At 65.2% G+C, this 15,246-nt stretch carries 19 protein-coding genes; 13 read left to right on the top strand and 6 right to left on the bottom strand.

Translation table 11 applies throughout. The features are described 5' to 3' along the window. Positions 1-14 precede the first annotated feature (14 nt). The 3 genes from BMX78_RS12305 to BMX78_RS12315 are packed head-to-tail and all read left to right on the top strand — an operon-like array spanning position 15 to position 1,364. Positions 15-374 (top strand): TraR/DksA family transcriptional regulator, encoded by a 360-nt coding sequence (locus tag BMX78_RS12305; RefSeq protein ID WP_091419789.1) that lies wholly within the window; start codon positions 15-17, stop codon positions 372-374. Continuing rightward, a complete protein-coding gene (locus BMX78_RS12310; RefSeq protein WP_091419791.1) occupies positions 371-937 on the top strand; it encodes a DNA alkylation repair protein in 567 nt (188 codons plus the stop codon). Before BMX78_RS12305 ends, BMX78_RS12310 begins: the two co-directional genes overlap by 4 nt. After that, complete coding sequence (locus BMX78_RS12315; protein WP_091419793.1) at positions 921-1,364, top strand: DUF1810 domain-containing protein; 444 nt, start codon at positions 921-923, stop codon at positions 1,362-1,364. Before BMX78_RS12310 ends, BMX78_RS12315 begins: the two co-directional genes overlap by 17 nt. A gap of 63 nt (positions 1,365-1,427) precedes the next feature. Here BMX78_RS12315 and BMX78_RS12320 read toward each other — a convergent pair whose 3' ends face one another. Further along, the gene (locus BMX78_RS12320) at positions 1,428-2,321 is read right to left on the bottom strand and encodes a glucose 1-dehydrogenase (protein ID WP_091419794.1); all 894 of its coding nucleotides are present in this window, start codon (positions 2,319-2,321) and stop codon (positions 1,428-1,430) included. Positions 2,322-2,418: 97 nt separating this feature from the next. Then, on the bottom strand, positions 2,419-2,931 hold the full coding sequence (locus tag BMX78_RS12325) for a metallophosphoesterase family protein (RefSeq protein WP_091419796.1): 513 nt from the start codon (positions 2,929-2,931) through the stop codon (positions 2,419-2,421). 83 nt (positions 2,932-3,014) lie between these two features. Here BMX78_RS12325 and BMX78_RS12330 point away from each other — a divergent pair, with 83 nt between their 5' ends. Both BMX78_RS12330 and BMX78_RS12335 read left to right on the top strand, forming a co-directional pair. Further along, on the top strand, positions 3,015-3,206 hold the full coding sequence (locus tag BMX78_RS12330) for a DUF1918 domain-containing protein (RefSeq protein ID WP_091419798.1): 192 nt from the start codon (positions 3,015-3,017) through the stop codon (positions 3,204-3,206). Positions 3,207-3,256: 50 nt separating this feature from the next. Further along, positions 3,257-3,766, top strand: a complete 510-nt coding sequence (locus tag BMX78_RS12335) for an NUDIX domain-containing protein (RefSeq protein WP_091419799.1) — start codon at positions 3,257-3,259, stop codon at positions 3,764-3,766. Between the two features lie 51 nt (positions 3,767-3,817). Here BMX78_RS12335 and BMX78_RS12340 read toward each other — a convergent pair whose 3' ends face one another. Next, positions 3,818-4,495: an endonuclease/exonuclease/phosphatase family protein gene (locus tag BMX78_RS12340; protein WP_091419801.1), complete on the bottom strand. Its 678-nt coding sequence runs from the start codon at positions 4,493-4,495 to the stop codon at positions 3,818-3,820. 167 nt (positions 4,496-4,662) lie between these two features. Here BMX78_RS12340 and BMX78_RS12345 point away from each other — a divergent pair, with 167 nt between their 5' ends. The 4 genes from BMX78_RS12345 to BMX78_RS12365 all read left to right on the top strand — a co-directional run bounded on the left by BMX78_RS12345 (position 4,663) and on the right by BMX78_RS12365 (position 8,740). Further along, on the top strand, positions 4,663-5,466 hold the full coding sequence (locus BMX78_RS12345) for a thioesterase family protein (protein WP_091419803.1): 804 nt from the start codon (positions 4,663-4,665) through the stop codon (positions 5,464-5,466). Positions 5,467-5,536: 70 nt separating this feature from the next. Continuing rightward, a complete protein-coding gene (locus tag BMX78_RS12350; protein WP_091419804.1) occupies positions 5,537-6,073 on the top strand; it encodes a PadR family transcriptional regulator in 537 nt (178 codons plus the stop codon). Between the two features lie 5 nt (positions 6,074-6,078). Next, positions 6,079-7,809 carry an ABC1 kinase family protein gene (locus BMX78_RS12355; RefSeq protein WP_091419806.1) on the top strand — a complete coding sequence of 577 codons (1,731 nt, stop codon included), beginning with the start codon at positions 6,079-6,081 and terminating at the stop codon, positions 7,807-7,809. Positions 7,810-7,993: 184 nt separating this feature from the next. Next, entirely contained in the window at positions 7,994-8,740 is a 747-nt protein-coding gene (locus BMX78_RS12365; protein ID WP_091420015.1) for a lipoate--protein ligase family protein, read from the top strand. Positions 8,741-8,835: 95 nt separating this feature from the next. On the opposite strand, the gene BMX78_RS12370 is transcribed toward BMX78_RS12365, so the two are convergent. Next, the gene (locus tag BMX78_RS12370) at positions 8,836-9,093 is read right to left on the bottom strand and encodes a mycoredoxin (protein ID WP_050054887.1); all 258 of its coding nucleotides are present in this window, start codon (positions 9,091-9,093) and stop codon (positions 8,836-8,838) included. Between the two features lie 119 nt (positions 9,094-9,212). On the opposite strand from BMX78_RS12370, the gene BMX78_RS12375 reads away from it, so the two are divergent. Then, the gene (locus BMX78_RS12375; RefSeq protein ID WP_091419807.1) at positions 9,213-9,974 is read left to right on the top strand and encodes an SOS response-associated peptidase; all 762 of its coding nucleotides are present in this window, start codon (positions 9,213-9,215) and stop codon (positions 9,972-9,974) included. A gap of 25 nt (positions 9,975-9,999) precedes the next feature. On the opposite strand, the gene BMX78_RS12380 is transcribed toward BMX78_RS12375, so the two are convergent. Next, the gene (locus BMX78_RS12380) at positions 10,000-10,422 is read right to left on the bottom strand and encodes a VOC family protein (RefSeq protein WP_091419809.1); all 423 of its coding nucleotides are present in this window, start codon (positions 10,420-10,422) and stop codon (positions 10,000-10,002) included. A 19-nt stretch (positions 10,423-10,441) separates the two neighbouring features. Between BMX78_RS12380 and BMX78_RS12385 the strand changes: the two genes are divergently transcribed. Next, positions 10,442-10,762: a chorismate mutase gene (locus tag BMX78_RS12385; protein ID WP_091419810.1), complete on the top strand. Its 321-nt coding sequence runs from the start codon at positions 10,442-10,444 to the stop codon at positions 10,760-10,762. 17 nt (positions 10,763-10,779) lie between these two features. Here BMX78_RS12385 and BMX78_RS12390 read toward each other — a convergent pair whose 3' ends face one another. After that, positions 10,780-11,169: a hypothetical protein gene (locus BMX78_RS12390; protein ID WP_091419812.1), complete on the bottom strand. Its 390-nt coding sequence runs from the start codon at positions 11,167-11,169 to the stop codon at positions 10,780-10,782. A 208-nt stretch (positions 11,170-11,377) separates the two neighbouring features. On the opposite strand from BMX78_RS12390, the gene BMX78_RS12395 reads away from it, so the two are divergent. Further along, positions 11,378-11,713 (top strand): DUF6504 family protein, encoded by a 336-nt coding sequence (locus BMX78_RS12395; RefSeq protein ID WP_091419813.1) that lies wholly within the window; start codon positions 11,378-11,380, stop codon positions 11,711-11,713. Then, positions 11,710-15,198, top strand: coding sequence for a DNA polymerase III subunit alpha (locus BMX78_RS12400; protein ID WP_091419815.1), 3,489 nt, complete (start codon positions 11,710-11,712; stop codon positions 15,196-15,198). The genes BMX78_RS12395 and BMX78_RS12400 overlap by 4 nt, the downstream gene beginning before the upstream one ends. Positions 15,199-15,246 lie beyond the last annotated feature (48 nt).

The raw sequence follows: 15,246 nt of genomic DNA on the forward strand, positions 1-15,246 counted from the left end.
GCTAGGCTTTTCCCATGCCTGACTTCGAACGGTTCCGGATCCTGCTCGAGGAGGAGCGGGCGCGGAAAGTGGCGCTGCTTCCGGCCCTCCGCGCCGACATCGTTTCGGCCAACTCCGCCCGCCAGGATTCCAACGTGGACGACGAACATGATCCCGAAGGCTCCACCATCGCCTTCGAACTCTCCCAGGCGTCGGCGCTTCTCAAGCAGAGCAGCGCCGGACTGGACCAGGTTGACGCCGCCCTGGCCAGGATCGCCGACGGCACCTACGGGACCTGCGCCGTCTGCGGCGAAGCCATCGCGGAAGGAAGGCTGGAAGCGCGCCCCTGGACGCCGTTCTGCATCAGGCACGCGTCGGCAGGCCGCACCCGATGAGTGCGGGGGATCTGGTGGCTGCTGCTGCCGGGTTTGTTGACCGCACCCTGCAGAATGAGGGTGCCTGGTACCGGGCGGACGACGTCGAGGACAGGCTGGGCGGGGAGCTCGCCTCGTACGGGTCTTCCGTCGGTGCCGTCCGCGGAACCGTCCGGGATGCGCTGCGCAAGTACAAGGACCTCGACCACGACGCCGTGGTGCAGCTGGCGTCCGCGCTGTGGGGCCAGCCAGGGCCCGGCTCCCGCGCAGTCTATGAGCGCAGGCTCGCCGCAGTGGTGCTGCTGCAAACCAAAGCGGCGCTGCTGCGTCATTCCGACCTGACCCGGATCGAGGGCTTTATTCGGTCCGCCGGAACAAGGGAACTGGTTGACCCGCTGCTCGCGGACGTGGTGGCCCCCTTCCTGGCGCGGCTCAACGGCCGTGACAGCCAGCGGGCCGCCGTTGTCCTGGCCCGGTGGCGGACAGACCCGGATCCGCAGTTACGCCACGCGTCAGCATTCCTCGAGCAACAGTCCGCACCCCAAGCCCCACCACAAGGAGACACCCGTGAACGATCCCTATGACCTGGAACGCTTTGTTGCCGCACAAAACAGCGGTGGAACCTACGACCAGGCGCTGGCCGAATTGCAGGTGGGCAACAAGTCCGGACACTGGATGTGGTTCGTTTTTCCCCAGGTGGCGGGGCTGGGGCACAGCGACACTTCCCGCCGGTACGCCATCAGCTCCCTTGAGGAGGCCCGGGACTACCTTGACCACCCGGTCTTGGGCCCGCGGCTGCTCGAATGCGCCCAGGTGCTCAGCACCCATAAAGATCGCGCTGCCGAGGAGATTTTTGGCAGCGTGGACGCCCGGAAGCTGCGCTCGTCCATGACGCTGTTCCTCCGCGCAGCTCCCGGGGAAACCGTCTTCAAAACCGTCCTGGCGCAGTTTTTCGACGGCCAGCCGGACCCCGCAACCGACGATCTCCTCGCCGGCCTTAACGAAGGCTAGCGCGACGGCGATGCCCCGCCCGTCCTGCACGGGGCACCGCCGTCGTCCCTGCTGTGTGGGGCGCTACGGCGTGGGGCTGCCGCCGTTGACGTTCAACGTTTCCCCCAACACGAAACTGGATTCAGGGGAGGCCAGGAAAACGTAGGCAGGTGCGAGTTCGGCGGGCTGGCCGGCCCGGCCGAGGGGCGTGGACTGGCCGAACTCCGGCAGTTCCTCCTTGGGCTGGCCGCTGCTGACCTGCAGCGGCGTCCAGATCGGCCCCGGCGCCACCGCGTTCACGCGGATGCCCTTGGGCGCGAGCTGCTGCGCCAGGCCCTTGGTGAAGTTGTTGATGCTCGCCTTGGTGGTGGCGTAGTCCAGAAGCGTGGGGGACGGGTTGTACGCCTGGATGGACGTGGTGTTGATGATGGTGGACCCCGCCGGCATGTGCGGAACCGCGGCCTTGGTCACCCGGAACATCGCATAGACGTTGGTCTTCTGGGTGTGGTCGAACTGTTCGTCCGTGATCTGGGCTATGTCCTCCTGCGCCACCTGTTTTCCGGCGTTGTTGACCAGGATGTCCACGCCGCCCAGAACGGCCACTGCAGTATCTACCAGCTCCTGGCAGGTGGCGGGGTCCTTCAGGTCACCGGGAACCTTGACGGCCTTCCGTCCTGCGGCTTCGATGATGCCGGCGATGCGGGCCGCGTCCTCTTCCTCCTCGGGCAGGTAGGAAAGGACAACGTCGGCCCCTTCGCGGGCAAAAGCAATGGCCGTGGCCGCGCCGATCCCGGAATCTGCTCCCGTGACGATCGCCTTCCGGCCCTCCAGCCGTCCAGTGCCGCGGTAGGTCTCCTCGCCCAGATCCGCTTTCGGCGCCAGGTCCGCGTCCAGTCCGGGCTCGGGCTGGTGCTGCTCCGGCGGCGAGATCTTTTCGTAGGCGGTGACGGGATTGCGGAAGGTGTACTGGTCAGTCATGGTGGTCCTCCTGCTGCTAAGGCGACACTAAAAGCTAAGTATGCTTACCGTTCAAGCCTAGGCAATGATGCGCGCCGCTGCCAACCCGCTTTCGCCCTCAACTCCGGTCCCGGCGGACTTCCACCAGGCGGACATCCTTGAGGGCGCCGGCGTCCACCACGGCGGTCATGTAGGTGCAGGCGGGCTGGCGGCGCCGGTCGGTAGGGGAGCCCGGGTTGATCAGCCGCAGCCCGCCTTCGGTGGTAGTGTCCCAGGGGATGTGGCTGTGCCCGAAAACCAGTACGTCGGCATCAGGGAACAGCGCACCGCACCGCGCTTCCCGGCCTTTCGCCGGCCCGGTCTCGTGCACCATGGCAAACCGGACGCCGTCCAGCGTGACTGCGGCCGTTTCGGGCAGCCGCGACCGCAGGTCGGGGCCGTCGTTGTTTCCGTAGACCCCCACCAGGGAGCGGCTTCGCTGCTCAAGTTCGTCGAGCAGATCCGCCGTCACCCAGTCGCCGGCGTGGAAGACCACATCGGCGCTTTCGACGGCGGTCCATACCTGCGCAGGGAGCGCGCGGGCACGCTTGGGCACATGGGTGTCGGCGAGCAGGAGGAGGTTCAGCGGCATACCGAAATCCTGCCACGTCCACTTTGCGCCGGCCCTTTCCGCTCCCCGTCCGGAGTCGTAATCTGGGGCTGGAGGTGATTGCCATGGAGGCAACCCAGGGCGACCGGATCATTGTGCACGGCAGGACGGTAGGGTCCACGGACCGGCACGGAGTGATTCTCGAGGTCCGCGGCCAAGGCGGAACGCCGCCCTACCTGGTCCGTTTTGATGACGGACACGAAACGATCATGTATCCCGGCGGTGATTTCGCCGTCGAGCGCGGCAACGGGCACTAGTACCGGCAGGGTGGGTGCGCCCGTCCCCGGGCACCTGTCAGACTGGACCGATGGATCATTCTTTGGCGTCCGCCGCGTCCTCCACCCCGCCTGTCCGCACCGGTCCCCGCGATCCCGGTGATGCCTGGGTGGAGGGCAGCCGCGGCCGCTTCTGGGGCAGGTTTGGTGCCGCCGGTGTCCTCGCCTACGATCCTGCCAAGGGTGTGCTCCTGCAGCATCGGGCCGTCTGGAGCCACAACGGCGGAACGTGGGGCCTTCCGGGAGGAGCGCTGCACGAGGGCGAGGACGCCGTGGCGGGAGCGTTGCGCGAAGCCTGGGAGGAGGCCGCTGTGCCCGCCGGGAACGTCGAGGTGCTTTTCACCTCCGTGCTGGACCTGGGCTACTGGTCCTACACCACCGTGGTGGTGCAGGTGAGGGAACCGTTCGACCCCGTCATCAGCGACCCCGAAAGCATCGAGTTGTTGTGGATCCCGCTGGCTGAGGTGGATGGCAAGGAACTGCACCCAGGCTTCGCCGCTGCCTGGCCGGACCTGCGGGAACGGATTGACGCCTCGGCATAGGGTTCCTCCCTGCCGGATCCCGTTCCAGTCCTGCTCACTGGACGTGGCTGCTTAATAATCCCGGCCGTATTCGGCGTGGACCAGGATGGGCAGGTGGTCTGAGTTTCCGCGGGGCAGCGTCTCAACGCTCTCGATGTCCAGTCCCAGTGACGTGGCGAAGTCGAAGTGGCCCTTGAAGACCTTGTAGCGGGTGTAGGTCCGCCGGTTGCTGAGTGAGAGCGCGTAGCCCGAGTTCTTCATATGGATGTGGAGGTTCTTGGTGAAGAACGGGTAGTTGAAGTCGCCCACCATCAGGGTCATGAGTCCCTGGCCCATGCTGAGCAGTTCGGCGTGGGCGGCGTGGATCTGCTTGCGGCGCAGGGAATTCGAGGCCGTGAGGGGCGCTGCGTGGAAGGAACCGATCACCAGTTCATGCTGGGTCTCGTTGTCCACCACCCTGGTTCCGATGAGCCGCTCGTGGGCCGGGGCCAGGACCCTGTCATGAACCGACTTCTTCAGGGCGAAGGACTGGGTGTCCAGGGCCGTGAAGCGGCTGGTGCGGTAGTAGATGGCCAGCCCGAGCCGGTTTCCCTTGGTGGCGTCAGCGAGGTGCAGCGGGCCCAGGGTCTCGGGGAGGTCGCTGGAGTCCACCTCCTGGAGGCAGAGTGCATCGATGTCATGGTTCCGTGCCAGGGCGAGGAGCTCGCCGCTTGCTTTGTGCTTGCGGAGGTTGTAGCTGATAACGCGCATGGAACACCTCTTCCGAGGGTTGCTGACAGGACCGATCAAGAGTCTAGTCCGCTGACCGCCGTCAGGGTCCAACATTTCACCGAGTCCTCCAACAACCTATGCCGGTTGCCTGCCGCCACAACGATAGAGTTAGTCCGAATTCACTGAAATCTCCGGGAGGGCCACCGTTGACCACCGATCTGCCTGAACTGGCCGAGGGAAACTACTACTACCAGTCACTGGGCGGGGGACGCTTCCGCTCCACGATCCACGCGCAGGGTGCCTGGAATGTCCACGAGCAGCACATGGCCCCCGCATCAGGCCTCATGGCGGATTCCCTGGAGCGGCACCAGCCGCGGGAGGGGTTGCGGATGGCGCGGCTCAGCTACGAAATCCTGGGGCTGATTCCCGGTGGCGGGTTCCATATCGAGACCACCACGCTCCGCCCGGGAAAAACCATCGAACTGCTGCAGGCCGAATTGATTGCAGGCGGCCGCACCGCCATCCGGGCCACAGCCTGGCGGATGGTCACCAGCGATACTTCAGCCGTGGCGGCCGTGGAGGACACCGCCATTCCCGGCCCGGAGGAATGCAAGCCCTATGACGGCTCATCAGTGTGGCCCGGCGGCTACATCCGCTCCCTTGAAATGCGCATGGCGGAAGGCCACCGGCCGGGGGCCGGCAAGGTGTGGCTGCGCGCGGACCATCCCCTGACGGACAAGGCGGACAGCGGCGACCTCGCCCGCCTGATGGGACTGGTGGACACCGCCAACGGGATTGCCGCAAGGGTGCCGCCGGGCAAGGACAGCTACGCCTTCCCCAACGTTGACCTCCAGATCCACATGTACCGGCGCCCCGAAGGGGAGTGGCTGGGCCTGGACAACGCCGTCTCCTTTGGCCGGGACGGGATTGGCCTCACCTCAACAGTCCTGCACGATCTGCAGGGCCCTTTCGGGCGCGCGGAGCAGATTTTGACCCTCCGCAAAAGCTGACCCCGCCAGCGCGCCCGGATGTATCGTTAAGTGTCGTTGTATATCGTTGGCGATTTACAGAGGAGACCCAGTGCGCGATTCGTACCCGGCAGGCGGCTTCGGCGGACACAGTATCGACGGCCTCTGGCAGGCTGTTGAGGAGTTCCGTTCGCGGTTCGAAAGGCGTGGTGGAACCCGCGCCGGCAAGGGCGAGGTGCGGGCAGCCGTGCTTGCCCTGCTCGCGGAGCGCCCCATGCATGGCTACCAGATCATCCGTGAGATCGAGGAGCGCAGCGGCGGCAGCTGGAAACCAAGCGCCGGCTCTGTCTACCCCACCCTTCAACTGTTGGCCGACGAAGGTGTCATCAGCGTCGAGGAATCCAACGGCCGAAAAATCTATTCTTTGACCGAAGCCGGCCGTGAGGAGGCCGCAGGCGTCCATGAGTCAGCGCCGTGGGGCGCCGCAGGACCGGCCGCCGGGTCTGGTTCCCTGCCCAAGGCTGGAATTGAACTGGCGCAGGCCGCGGCGCAAGTTGGCCGCACGGGCACGCCTGACCAAGTGCAGCAGGCCGTGGCCGTGCTCGAAGAGGCCCGCCGCCGGATGTATTCCATCCTCGCCCAGGGCTGACCCGGGTGGCTTCGGTCCGCCGCAACCGTGCAGATCCGGTGGACGATCCCGGCGCCGGAAATATCCGCGCCCGGTACCGCCGCATACTCCGCTTCGCGGCCTGGAACCTGGCAGTGACCTGGTGGTTTGAGCTGCTGCTCCCGCGGATCGGGCTTGGGCTGGTGGCCGAGCGGACGCGGCCGGCCAGGATGCAGCGCTTCGCGCGGCGCTTCCACGTGCTCGCGGTGGACCTCGGGGGCCTGATGATCAAGGTGGGCCAGTTCCTCTCGTCCAGGCTTGACGTGCTTCCCCCGGAAATCACCACCGAACTCGCGGGACTGCAGGACGAGGTGCCGCCGGTCCCGTTTCCAGCCATCCGGGCCCTGGCCGAGAAGGAACTGGGAGTCCCGCTCGAGCGGGCCTTCGCCTGGGTTGAGGAGACCACCATCGCCGCTGCCTCGCTGGGGCAGGCACACCGTGCACGGCTTCTTCCTGCTGATGCTGCCGAGACGGGCCTCAAGGATGTCGTGATCAAAGTGCAGCGCCCGGGCATCGACGTAATTGTCGACGTCGACCTGGCAGCACTGCGGAAGGTGGGCGGATGGCTGAGCCGCTTCCGCGTGGTGTCCAGCCGCGCCGACGTCCCGGCCCTGGTAATGGAATTCGCCCAGACCAGCTTCGAGGAAATCGACTACCTCCATGAAGCCGCCAACTCCGAGCGTTTCGGGGTGGACTTCGCTGACGATGACAGGGTGGCGGTGCCCCGGGTCGCCTGGGAGCGGTGCACCCGCCGCGTGCTGACGCTCGAGGACGTCACGGCCATCAAGATTACGGATGTCGCGGCGCTCAAGGCGGCAGGCATCGATCCCGCCCAGGTGGCGCCGGTGTTCGCGTCCGTGATGTTCGACCAGCTGTTCACCAACGGGTTTTTCCATGCGGACCCGCACCCGGGCAATATTTTCGTCACCCCGGCTCCTGCCGGCGCCGGCGGGCTCCCGTGGAAACTGACGTTTATCGACTTCGGCATGATGGGTGAGGTTCCGGCCTCGACCCGCAGCGGCCTGCGCAAGCTTTTGATCGCCGCCGCCTCGCGCGACGGCAAAGGGCTGGTCGCAGCCATCGGCGATGTAGGCGTCCTGATGCCGTCAGCTGACGTGGCGGGGCTGGAAAGGGCCATGACGCAGCTGTTCGGCCGCTTCGGCGGAATGGGTTTCGCCGAGTTGCGCGAGGTGGATCCGCGGGAGTTCCGTGACTTCGCAGTGGAATTCGGCGACGTGGTCCGCTCCCTGCCGTTCCAGCTGCCGGAGAACTTCCTGCTCATCATCCGTGCGATGTCGCTGACGTCCGGAGTGTGCAGTTCCCTGGATCCCCGGTTCAACCTGTGGGACTCGGTGGAGCCCTACGCCGCGCAGTTGCTCCGGGACGAGCGCGGCAACCTCCTGCAGGACGCTGCCCAGCAGGCGCTTGAGGCCGCAGGACTAGCGCTCCGCCTGCCCGGGCGCCTCGACGCACTCATCGCCAGGATCGAGGAAGGCAACCTTACCGCTGCCAACCCCCGCCTGGAGCGGCGGGCGGCCCGGCTGGACCGGACGGTGCGGCGCGCGGCGTCGGCCCTGGTATTCGGCGCCGTCTTGATTGCAGGGGCTGTGGTGCGTGCGGACGATCCCGCCCTCGGCATTGCGCTTATGCTTGCGTCCGCCCTCCCGCTGCTGCACGGCATGTGGGTGGGGCGGCGCGGCCGGAATCCGAGGCTGTGAGCCGGCTGCCGCCGTCGAACGCCGGACGAAGGGCAACAAACACAATCCCGGCGATGTCAATGCCGTAGAAGGCCACGGCGTAACCTAGGTTTGGCCTGTCCGGCCGGCAACTCGCGTGTCAATCACTGCGAACGCGGCCGCAACAACAAGGAACTGCACGATGACCACAGGGGAGCTTAGCAACATGCACCATGCCGATCCGGGGACCCGCACACTGACAGTGGTGCGCCAGGAGCTTTCGCTGGGAGCCGGACGGGACCTGGAATTTGGCCTGGAGCTCCTGGGCAGGGCGAGGTCCGGGGACATCGGCCCCACGCTGCGGCTGTACCGGCCGGCCCCCACGGTGGCATTCGGCCAGCGGGACACGCGGCTGCCGGGTTTCGAAGCCGCGGAGCAGGCCTGCCGCGACAACGGTTTTGAGCCGCTCGTCCGCCGCGCCGGGGGCCGGGCGGCGGCCTACCACCAGGGGACGCTGGTGGTGGACCATATTGAACCGGACGCGGATGCCATCGCCGGATCAAAAAGCCGGTTCGGGTACTTCGGTGAGCTGTTTGCGGATGCCCTGCGCAGCCTTGGGGTGCACGCAGCGGTAGGTGAAATTCCCGGCGAGTACTGCCCCGGGGAATTCAGTGTGCACGGCAGCGGCCCCGGTAATCCCGGCCAGGTGAAGCTGGTGGGTACCGCCCAGCGCGTGGTGGCCGGCGGCTGGCTGTTCAGCTCCGTCATCGTGGTGGAAAACTCCGCGCCCATCCGCAAGGTCCTGACCGATACCTATGCTGCCCTGGGGCTGGACTGGGATCCTGCCACGGCCGGGGCAGTGGACGATCTCGTTCCCGGCGTGGACGTCGCAGCGGTGGAGGCGGCGCTGCTGGCAACCTATGCCGGACACACCGCCCTCGAGATGGCACCCTTCAGCGGCCTGGGGGCATAGGACTGCAACAAAAACGGGACCAACAAAAGGCGTTGGTCCCGTTTCGCCTGTCCGGGGTGCCTGTGGACTGCCCCGGTGCTGTGGCTTCCTGGCTCTTAGGCTGCGAGGCGGGTCTTGACCTCAGCAGCGGACGGGTTGGTGGCCGCGGTGCCGTCAGGGAAGAGGACGGTGGGCACTGTGCGGTTGCCGCCGTTAAGCTGCTCCACGAGCTCAGCGGTACCTTCCACTTCCTCGATGTTGATCTCGTTATAGCCGATGCCCTGCGCGTCCAGCTGCTTCTTCAGCCGGTTGCAGTAGCCGCACCACGTGGTGGAGAACATGGTGATGGTGCCGGATTCGGGAGTGAAGTCCATAAGTGTCTCCTATGTGTCGATCAGAGGTTCCTTACCTTCAACGGTAGCGTGCAGGCCCATATTCCCCGGTTCCCGGCGCTTCACATGACAGGTCATCAGGCCGGTGGCATGCTGGAGCCATGTGTGGACGTTACGTGATGGCACGTGCTGTAGGGGACCTGCTGGCTGAGTTCGACGCCGAACTTGAGGAGGAAGTGCACCTTCCGCCGTCCTGGAATGTAGCGCCCACCGATGCCGTGCCCATCGTCCTGGAGCGGCTGGTTGACGAGGGGCCTGCGCCGAAGCAGGTGCGCCAGCTCCACGTGGCGCGGTGGGGGCTTGTTCCGTCCTGGGCGAAGGACCCCGGCATCGGTTCCCGGATGATCAATGCCCGGAGCGAATCCGTGCTGGAGAAACCGGCCTTCCGAAAAGCCGTCCAGTCACGCCGGTGCGCTGTCCCCGCGGACGGCTACTACGAATGGAAGCAGGGGCCCGGGAAGTCGAAGCAGCCCTACTACGTGCATCCGGGAGAGGGCCGCGGCCTGGTTTTCGCCGGGCTGTACGAGTGGTGGAAGGATCCGGCGTGGCCGGCGGGGGAGCCGGGCGGCTGGGTGTTATCCACGTCCATCCTCACCACTGACACGCCGCCGCCCGGAAGCGAAGAGACGGTGTTCGGCAAGCTGACGGCACTGCACGACCGGGTTCCGCTGCCGATGGACAAATCCACCATGGAAGCGTGGCTGGACCCGCAGGCGGACGATGCAGCCGGGCTGGTGGACCTGGTCCGGTCCGGGGTCAAGGATGTGGCGTCGGATTGGCACGTTGACTCAGTAGGCAAGGACGTGGGGAATGTGCGCAACAACGGGCCGGAGCTGATCCGCCCGGTGGAAGCACTCTTCTAGCAGCCCCACCCGCGGGGGACGGGAGCTAAACGGTGACCGTACCGTCGTCGTCCACTGTCCAAGTGGGGTTGTACGCCACTTCCCAGCGGAAGCCGTCAGGGTCTCCGAAGTAGCCGGTGTACCCGCCCCAAGGCTGGGTAATCGGCTCGGCAATGATTTCGGCGCCGGCCGCCGCTGCTTCTGCCATGACCCGGTCCACCTCCTCAGTGCCGGGAAGGTTGTGGCTCAGTGTGATGCGGGGGACGGGACCGGGGGCACTGACGCCGGCATCGGCCTGCATCTGGCGGACGTCCCAGAGCGACAGCATCAGGCCGCGGTTCACCTGGATGAACACCACTTCCCCCGGAACCTCACGGTGGACCGGCCAGCCCAGGCCGTCAACATAGAACGAGCGGGACGCCGGAACGCTGCGGACCCCCAGGGAAATGAAGTCGACTCTTGGCTGCATGGTTCGATACTGTCAGAGGATGGCGACAATTCAAGGGAACGATAGAGATGCTTTGGCCGACAAGGAACAGCTCGCTGCCGTCCGGATTGCCGTGGACGAAGTGGATGAGCAGATTGTCACCCTGATCGCCCGCCGCGAGCGCCTGATCCGGATCGCCGGAACGCTCAAGGGCGATGACGCAGAGGTGCGCGCTCCGGGGCGGGTGGAACGGATCATTGAACACGTCCGGTCCGCAGCCGAGAAGAAGGACATCGACCCGGACATCGTCGAGTCCACCTACCGGGCCATGATCTCCGGTTTCATCGAACTCGAACTCCGGGTTCACAAAGAAAACAGCTGAGCCGCCCGGCCCAGCTGTTACAGGTTCTCCTCCACGGGAACACCTGACTGGAATTCCCGGCCGTCAGCCTCACTGAAGCCGGTCATCACGTGCCCCTCGCCGAGGCCATTGATCGCTGCCATGGGGAAGTTGCCTGTGATGGTGCTGCCTGAGTGGCTGACGCCTGAGAGATCGTAGTTTTCCTCACAACTCTGGTCATGGTTGAACGAGAAAAAGGAAATTGGTTTCCCGTTCATGAACTCGATGCCCAGTCGCCGCTGGGACGAGTAGTCCGGACTGGCGGCCACAAGCCCCACCACGTAGGCACCGGAACCGGGGATGCTGCCGTCCAGATCGAATGTTGCCACAAGGGTGGAGTCCTGGGCCTTGATGCTGACCTGCTTGAGGAGTGCGTCATGGGTGCTCATGGCACAATCCTGCTCCCTGCCGTTCGGTCCGTCCACCCCTGAAGGCTGACGGAAATGGAAGCCGAAGACGCATCCGGGGCATTCCCCTTCCCCCTGGACCTGCGCCCCGTCCTTTGTCTATGCGGGGGCTTCAGGGAGGCGTAGACTGTTTCTGTTCGAATATATATTCGAATGGTTTCTGTTCTAACTTTTGCATCCGGGAGGCGCCATGGGCATGTTCAGCGAATCCGTGGACGTCTCCTGCACCCCTGAGGGCCATCCGGTTGCTGTTGTCTGGGCCGGACGTTCCTATTCGGTCTGTGCCGAGCCTGTGCGCTGGTACGAGCGCAGGCAATGGTGGGCAGAAGAAATCCGTGCACCGCTGGGCAGCGGCCCCGGCCTGGTGGACCACGAAATCTGGCGGGTCCAGGTGCTGCCTTCAGCTCCAGGCTCCGGCTTGGCTGAACAGGGAGAGCCGCTCACCCTTGACCTGACCCGCCATATCCGCAGCGGCCGCTGGCGCATCCTGCGGATCCATGACGCACTCCGACCCAGAACAGCATGAGCTTCACGCACCTTCACGTCTCCACCGCATTCAGCGCCCATTATGGAGTGTCCTGGCCCGAGGAACTGGCGCAGGTGGCTGCTGCTGACGGTGCCACCGCGCTCGCCTGCACTGACCGGGACGGCCTGTACGGGACCATCAAGCACCTCAAGGCGTGTATGGCCGCCGGCCTTGACCCCATCGTGGGGGTGGACCTTGCGGTCTATGACGACGACGGTGATCACCGCACGCAGCTGGCAGGTCGTGTGGTGGTGCTCGCCCGCGGCAACAACAACGGTGCCGGCTACCGCGCGCTGTGCCGGCTGGTTTCCGACGCCCATGCCCGCACTTCGGGAAAATCCGGGGGAGTTGTACCGGTGGCCGTGACCCGTGCCGAACTTGCCTCCCGCACCCTGGATCCCCAAACCCTTAAACCCGTGCTGATGGTGCTGATAGGCCCGGATTCCGACGTCGGCCGGGCCATGGGCGGGCGGCGTTACCTGCGCCCGCGCACCCTTTTCAAGCAGTGGCTGGACGCCATGCCCGCTGGAACTGTGGTAGCCGAGATCGTGTCCCAGCTCAGCGCCCCGGGGTCCCCCCTGAGCACGGCACACGCCGTCCGGATGCTCAAACTCGCCGAAGAAAACAGCATCCCGGCAATCCTCACCAACGCGGTCCGGTATTGCGCGGAGGACGGAGCGGCAACCGCAGACGTCCTGGATTCAGCCCGGACCCTGAAATCCCTTCCGGAACTGGCCCTGGAACCACTGCTGCAACCCAACGGCCAGGCCTGGCTGAAATCCGCGCGGCAAATGCTTCAGCTGGGGAAGGAAATCATCTCCGCTGCCGGTTACGGGGCAGAAGACCTCAACAGGCTCATGGCACAGACAGAGGCGCTCGCCGATGTGTGCAGGATCGATCCTGTCACCGACATGGGATGGAAGAAGCCTGTAGTGCCTGAAGCGGCGGTCATCGGGATCAGCCAGGATCCGCATGTGGAACTGGTGCAGCGCTGCCAGGCCGGGGTTGGCAGGAGATTCCCAGGAATTGCCGGCACCAGCGAAAAGGAAATGCTCCACCGTCTTGACCACGAGCTGGGCATCATCCAGAACCTGGGGTTCTCCTCCTACTTCCTCACCGTGGCGGAGGTTTCGAGGATGATCCAGGACATGGGGGTGCGGGCAGCCGCCAGGGGCTCCGGAGCCTCCAGCCTGGTCAACTACCTCATAGACGTCAGCCAGGTAAATCCGCTGCAGCACGACCTCATCTTCGAACGGTTCCTCTCCCAGGACCGGGCCACCTTGCCGGATATTGATATAGACGTCGAGAGCGCCGAACGGCATAACGTGTACCACCGGATTTTCGAGCGCTTTGGCAAAGAACGCGTCACGCTGATGAGCATGCAGAACGGCTACCGGGCACGAGGTGCCGTCCGGGACGCGGGCCTTGCCCTGGGGATGGATGAGGGGGACGTAGGGGACATCGCCAAGCAATTGTGGCGGTTCTCAGCTTCGAAGTTCCGTGAGGCGCTGCAGGAGAAGCCCGAGTTGAGGGAATTTGCCGGCCGGGTGGAACAGCGCGATTCCCATGGCAACCAGCAGCTTGACCTGCTGGTGGACCTGACCGAACGCCTGGACCGGTTGCCCCGGCACATCTCCATGCATCCATGCGGGGTGATCCTGGGGGATGCCACCCTGCTGGACCGCACCCCTGTCCAGCCCAGCGGGCTTGGACTGCCCATGAGCCAGTTCGACAAGCACGACATGGATCCCATGGGCATGCTCAAGCTCGACGTCCTGGGGGTCAGGATGCAAAGCGCCATGGCCTTTGCCGTTCGGGAAATCATCCGCATCCATCCCTCCAAAAAGGAAGTGGTGGCTGCCGGCGGCCATCCCACCGGAAGGGACGGGGCCGGGCCCGATTTCATTGCAGAGAACGGGCGCATCGACCTGAACGCCATCCCCTTGGATGATGAGCCCACCTTTGAACTCATCCGAAGCACCCACACCTTGGGCTGCTTCCAGATCGAGTCCCCCGGGCAGCGTGAGCTGATCGGCAAGATGGCGCCGCGGGAGTTCAATGACCTCATCATCGATATTTCCCTGTTCCGTCCCGGGCCCATGAAATCGGACATGGTGCGGCCCTTCCTGGAGCACCGGCACGGGTTTGCACCGGAGGTTTATCCGCACCCCCTCCTGAAGCCGGTACTCCAGGAAACCCACGGCGTGACGGTGTTCCACGAACAAATCCTGCGCACTCTCGATGTCATGACCGGGTGCGGGCTTGCGAAGGCCGATGAATTCCGCCGTGCCCTCAGCAGCGAGGTTGGGGAATTCCGGGTGGAGGAGTACTTCCGGAAGCATGCCAGGGAAAAGAACTTCTCACCCGACGTCGTAGACAAGGTCTGGCAGACCCTGAAGTCCTTTGCCAGCTTCGGTTTTTGCAAAGCCCACGGCGCGGCCTTCGCCGTCCCCACGTACCAGTCAGCCTGGCTGAAGGCGCACCACCCGGAAGCGTTCCTTGCCGGCCTGTGGGAGCACGATCCCGGCATGTACCCCAAGCGGCTTCTCGTGGCGGAGGCAAGAAGGCTCGGCATCCCCATCCTTCCGCTGGACATCAACCGCAGCAAAGGGGAGTACCGGGTGGAGCGCATCCTGCACGGACCTGATGCCGGGAAGCTCGGAATCCGGCTGAGCCTGAACGGGATCTATGGGCTGTCCGGCACCGAACTGAAAAGGATAGTTGCCGGCCAGCCCTACGACTCCCTCGCAGACCTCCGTGCGCGCTCGCGGCTGAGCAAGCCAAGCATCAAACGGCTGGCCCAGCTGGGTGCGTTTGATTCCCTCCACCGGGAGGCAGGCGGAATGGCCAACCGGGCTGACCTGGTCCAGCACCTGCAACGGCTGCAAAATGCAGGTACCGGGCGGAAGGGCATCGAACTGGTCGAGGGGCAGCTGTCCCTTCCCTTGGGCGATGTGGAGCTGCGGAATGTAAAACCCGGATTGCCCGCACCCACCCTCGTAGAGAATGTCCGGGCAGAACTGGACCTGATGGCCGTTGATGTCAGCAGCCACCTCATGGAAAGCCACCGCCCCACCCTGGAACGGCTGGGCGTCACAACGGCAGACAAGCTCCTTGGCCTGCGCAACGGGACTGAAGTGCTGGTGGCCGGAGTGCGGGTTGCCACCCAGACACCTCCCATGCGGGGCGGAAGGAGGGTGGTTTTCATCAGCATTGACGACGGCACCGGTTGCGTCGATTCGGTCTTCTTCCATGAAGCCCAGGAAAATGCCGGGCTGCTCCTGTTCGGAACAAGGTTGCTGCTTATCCGCGGAACCACCAGGAGGACCGGGCCGAGGGGCATCAGCATCAGTGCCAGCATGGCCTGGGACCTCAGCCGCACGGAGACTTTGCCCTTCCCAACGCAGGCAGACCAGCCTGCCGACGTCCCGCATCCCCTGGACGGGATCAGCAGGACCCTGGCGATTACCGGTTTTAGCGGGTGAGGATGCCGTGTGCCGCTTTGGTCGGCCCTTCGCCGAACCGATAGCATT

It is taken from the genome of Arthrobacter sp. OV608 (assembly GCA_900110595.1).
Taxonomy (GTDB): domain Bacteria; phylum Actinomycetota; class Actinomycetes; order Actinomycetales; family Micrococcaceae; genus Arthrobacter.

Excerpts from the sequence above, each read along its gene's own strand:
- BMX78_RS12390 (WP_091419812.1), bottom strand. The coding sequence starts at position 11,169 with ATGAGCACCCATGACGCACTCCTCAAGCAGGTCAGCATCAAGGCCCAG.
- BMX78_RS12380 (WP_091419809.1), bottom strand. The coding sequence starts at position 10,422 with ATGCAGCCAAGAGTCGACTTCATTTCCCTGGGGGTCCGCAGCGTTCCG.
- BMX78_RS12330 (WP_091419798.1), top strand. The coding sequence starts at position 3,015 with ATGGAGGCAACCCAGGGCGACCGGATCATTGTGCACGGCAGGACGGTA.
- BMX78_RS12305 (WP_091419789.1), top strand. The coding sequence starts at position 15 with ATGCCTGACTTCGAACGGTTCCGGATCCTGCTCGAGGAGGAGCGGGCG.
- BMX78_RS12400 (WP_091419815.1), top strand. The coding sequence starts at position 11,710 with ATGAGCTTCACGCACCTTCACGTCTCCACCGCATTCAGCGCCCATTAT.
- BMX78_RS12395 (WP_091419813.1), top strand. The coding sequence starts at position 11,378 with ATGGGCATGTTCAGCGAATCCGTGGACGTCTCCTGCACCCCTGAGGGC.
- BMX78_RS12335 (WP_091419799.1), top strand. The coding sequence starts at position 3,257 with ATGGATCATTCTTTGGCGTCCGCCGCGTCCTCCACCCCGCCTGTCCGC.
- BMX78_RS12320 (WP_091419794.1), bottom strand. The coding sequence starts at position 2,321 with ATGACTGACCAGTACACCTTCCGCAATCCCGTCACCGCCTACGAAAAG.
- BMX78_RS12375 (WP_091419807.1), top strand. The coding sequence starts at position 9,213 with ATGTGTGGACGTTACGTGATGGCACGTGCTGTAGGGGACCTGCTGGCT.
- BMX78_RS12310 (WP_091419791.1), top strand. The coding sequence starts at position 371 with ATGAGTGCGGGGGATCTGGTGGCTGCTGCTGCCGGGTTTGTTGACCGC.
- BMX78_RS12370 (WP_050054887.1), bottom strand. The coding sequence starts at position 9,093 with ATGGACTTCACTCCCGAATCCGGCACCATCACCATGTTCTCCACCACG.
- BMX78_RS12385 (WP_091419810.1), top strand. The coding sequence starts at position 10,442 with ATGGCGACAATTCAAGGGAACGATAGAGATGCTTTGGCCGACAAGGAA.
- BMX78_RS12325 (WP_091419796.1), bottom strand. The coding sequence starts at position 2,931 with ATGCCGCTGAACCTCCTCCTGCTCGCCGACACCCATGTGCCCAAGCGT.
- BMX78_RS12365 (WP_091420015.1), top strand. The coding sequence starts at position 7,994 with ATGCACCATGCCGATCCGGGGACCCGCACACTGACAGTGGTGCGCCAG.
- BMX78_RS12340 (WP_091419801.1), bottom strand. The coding sequence starts at position 4,495 with ATGCGCGTTATCAGCTACAACCTCCGCAAGCACAAAGCAAGCGGCGAG.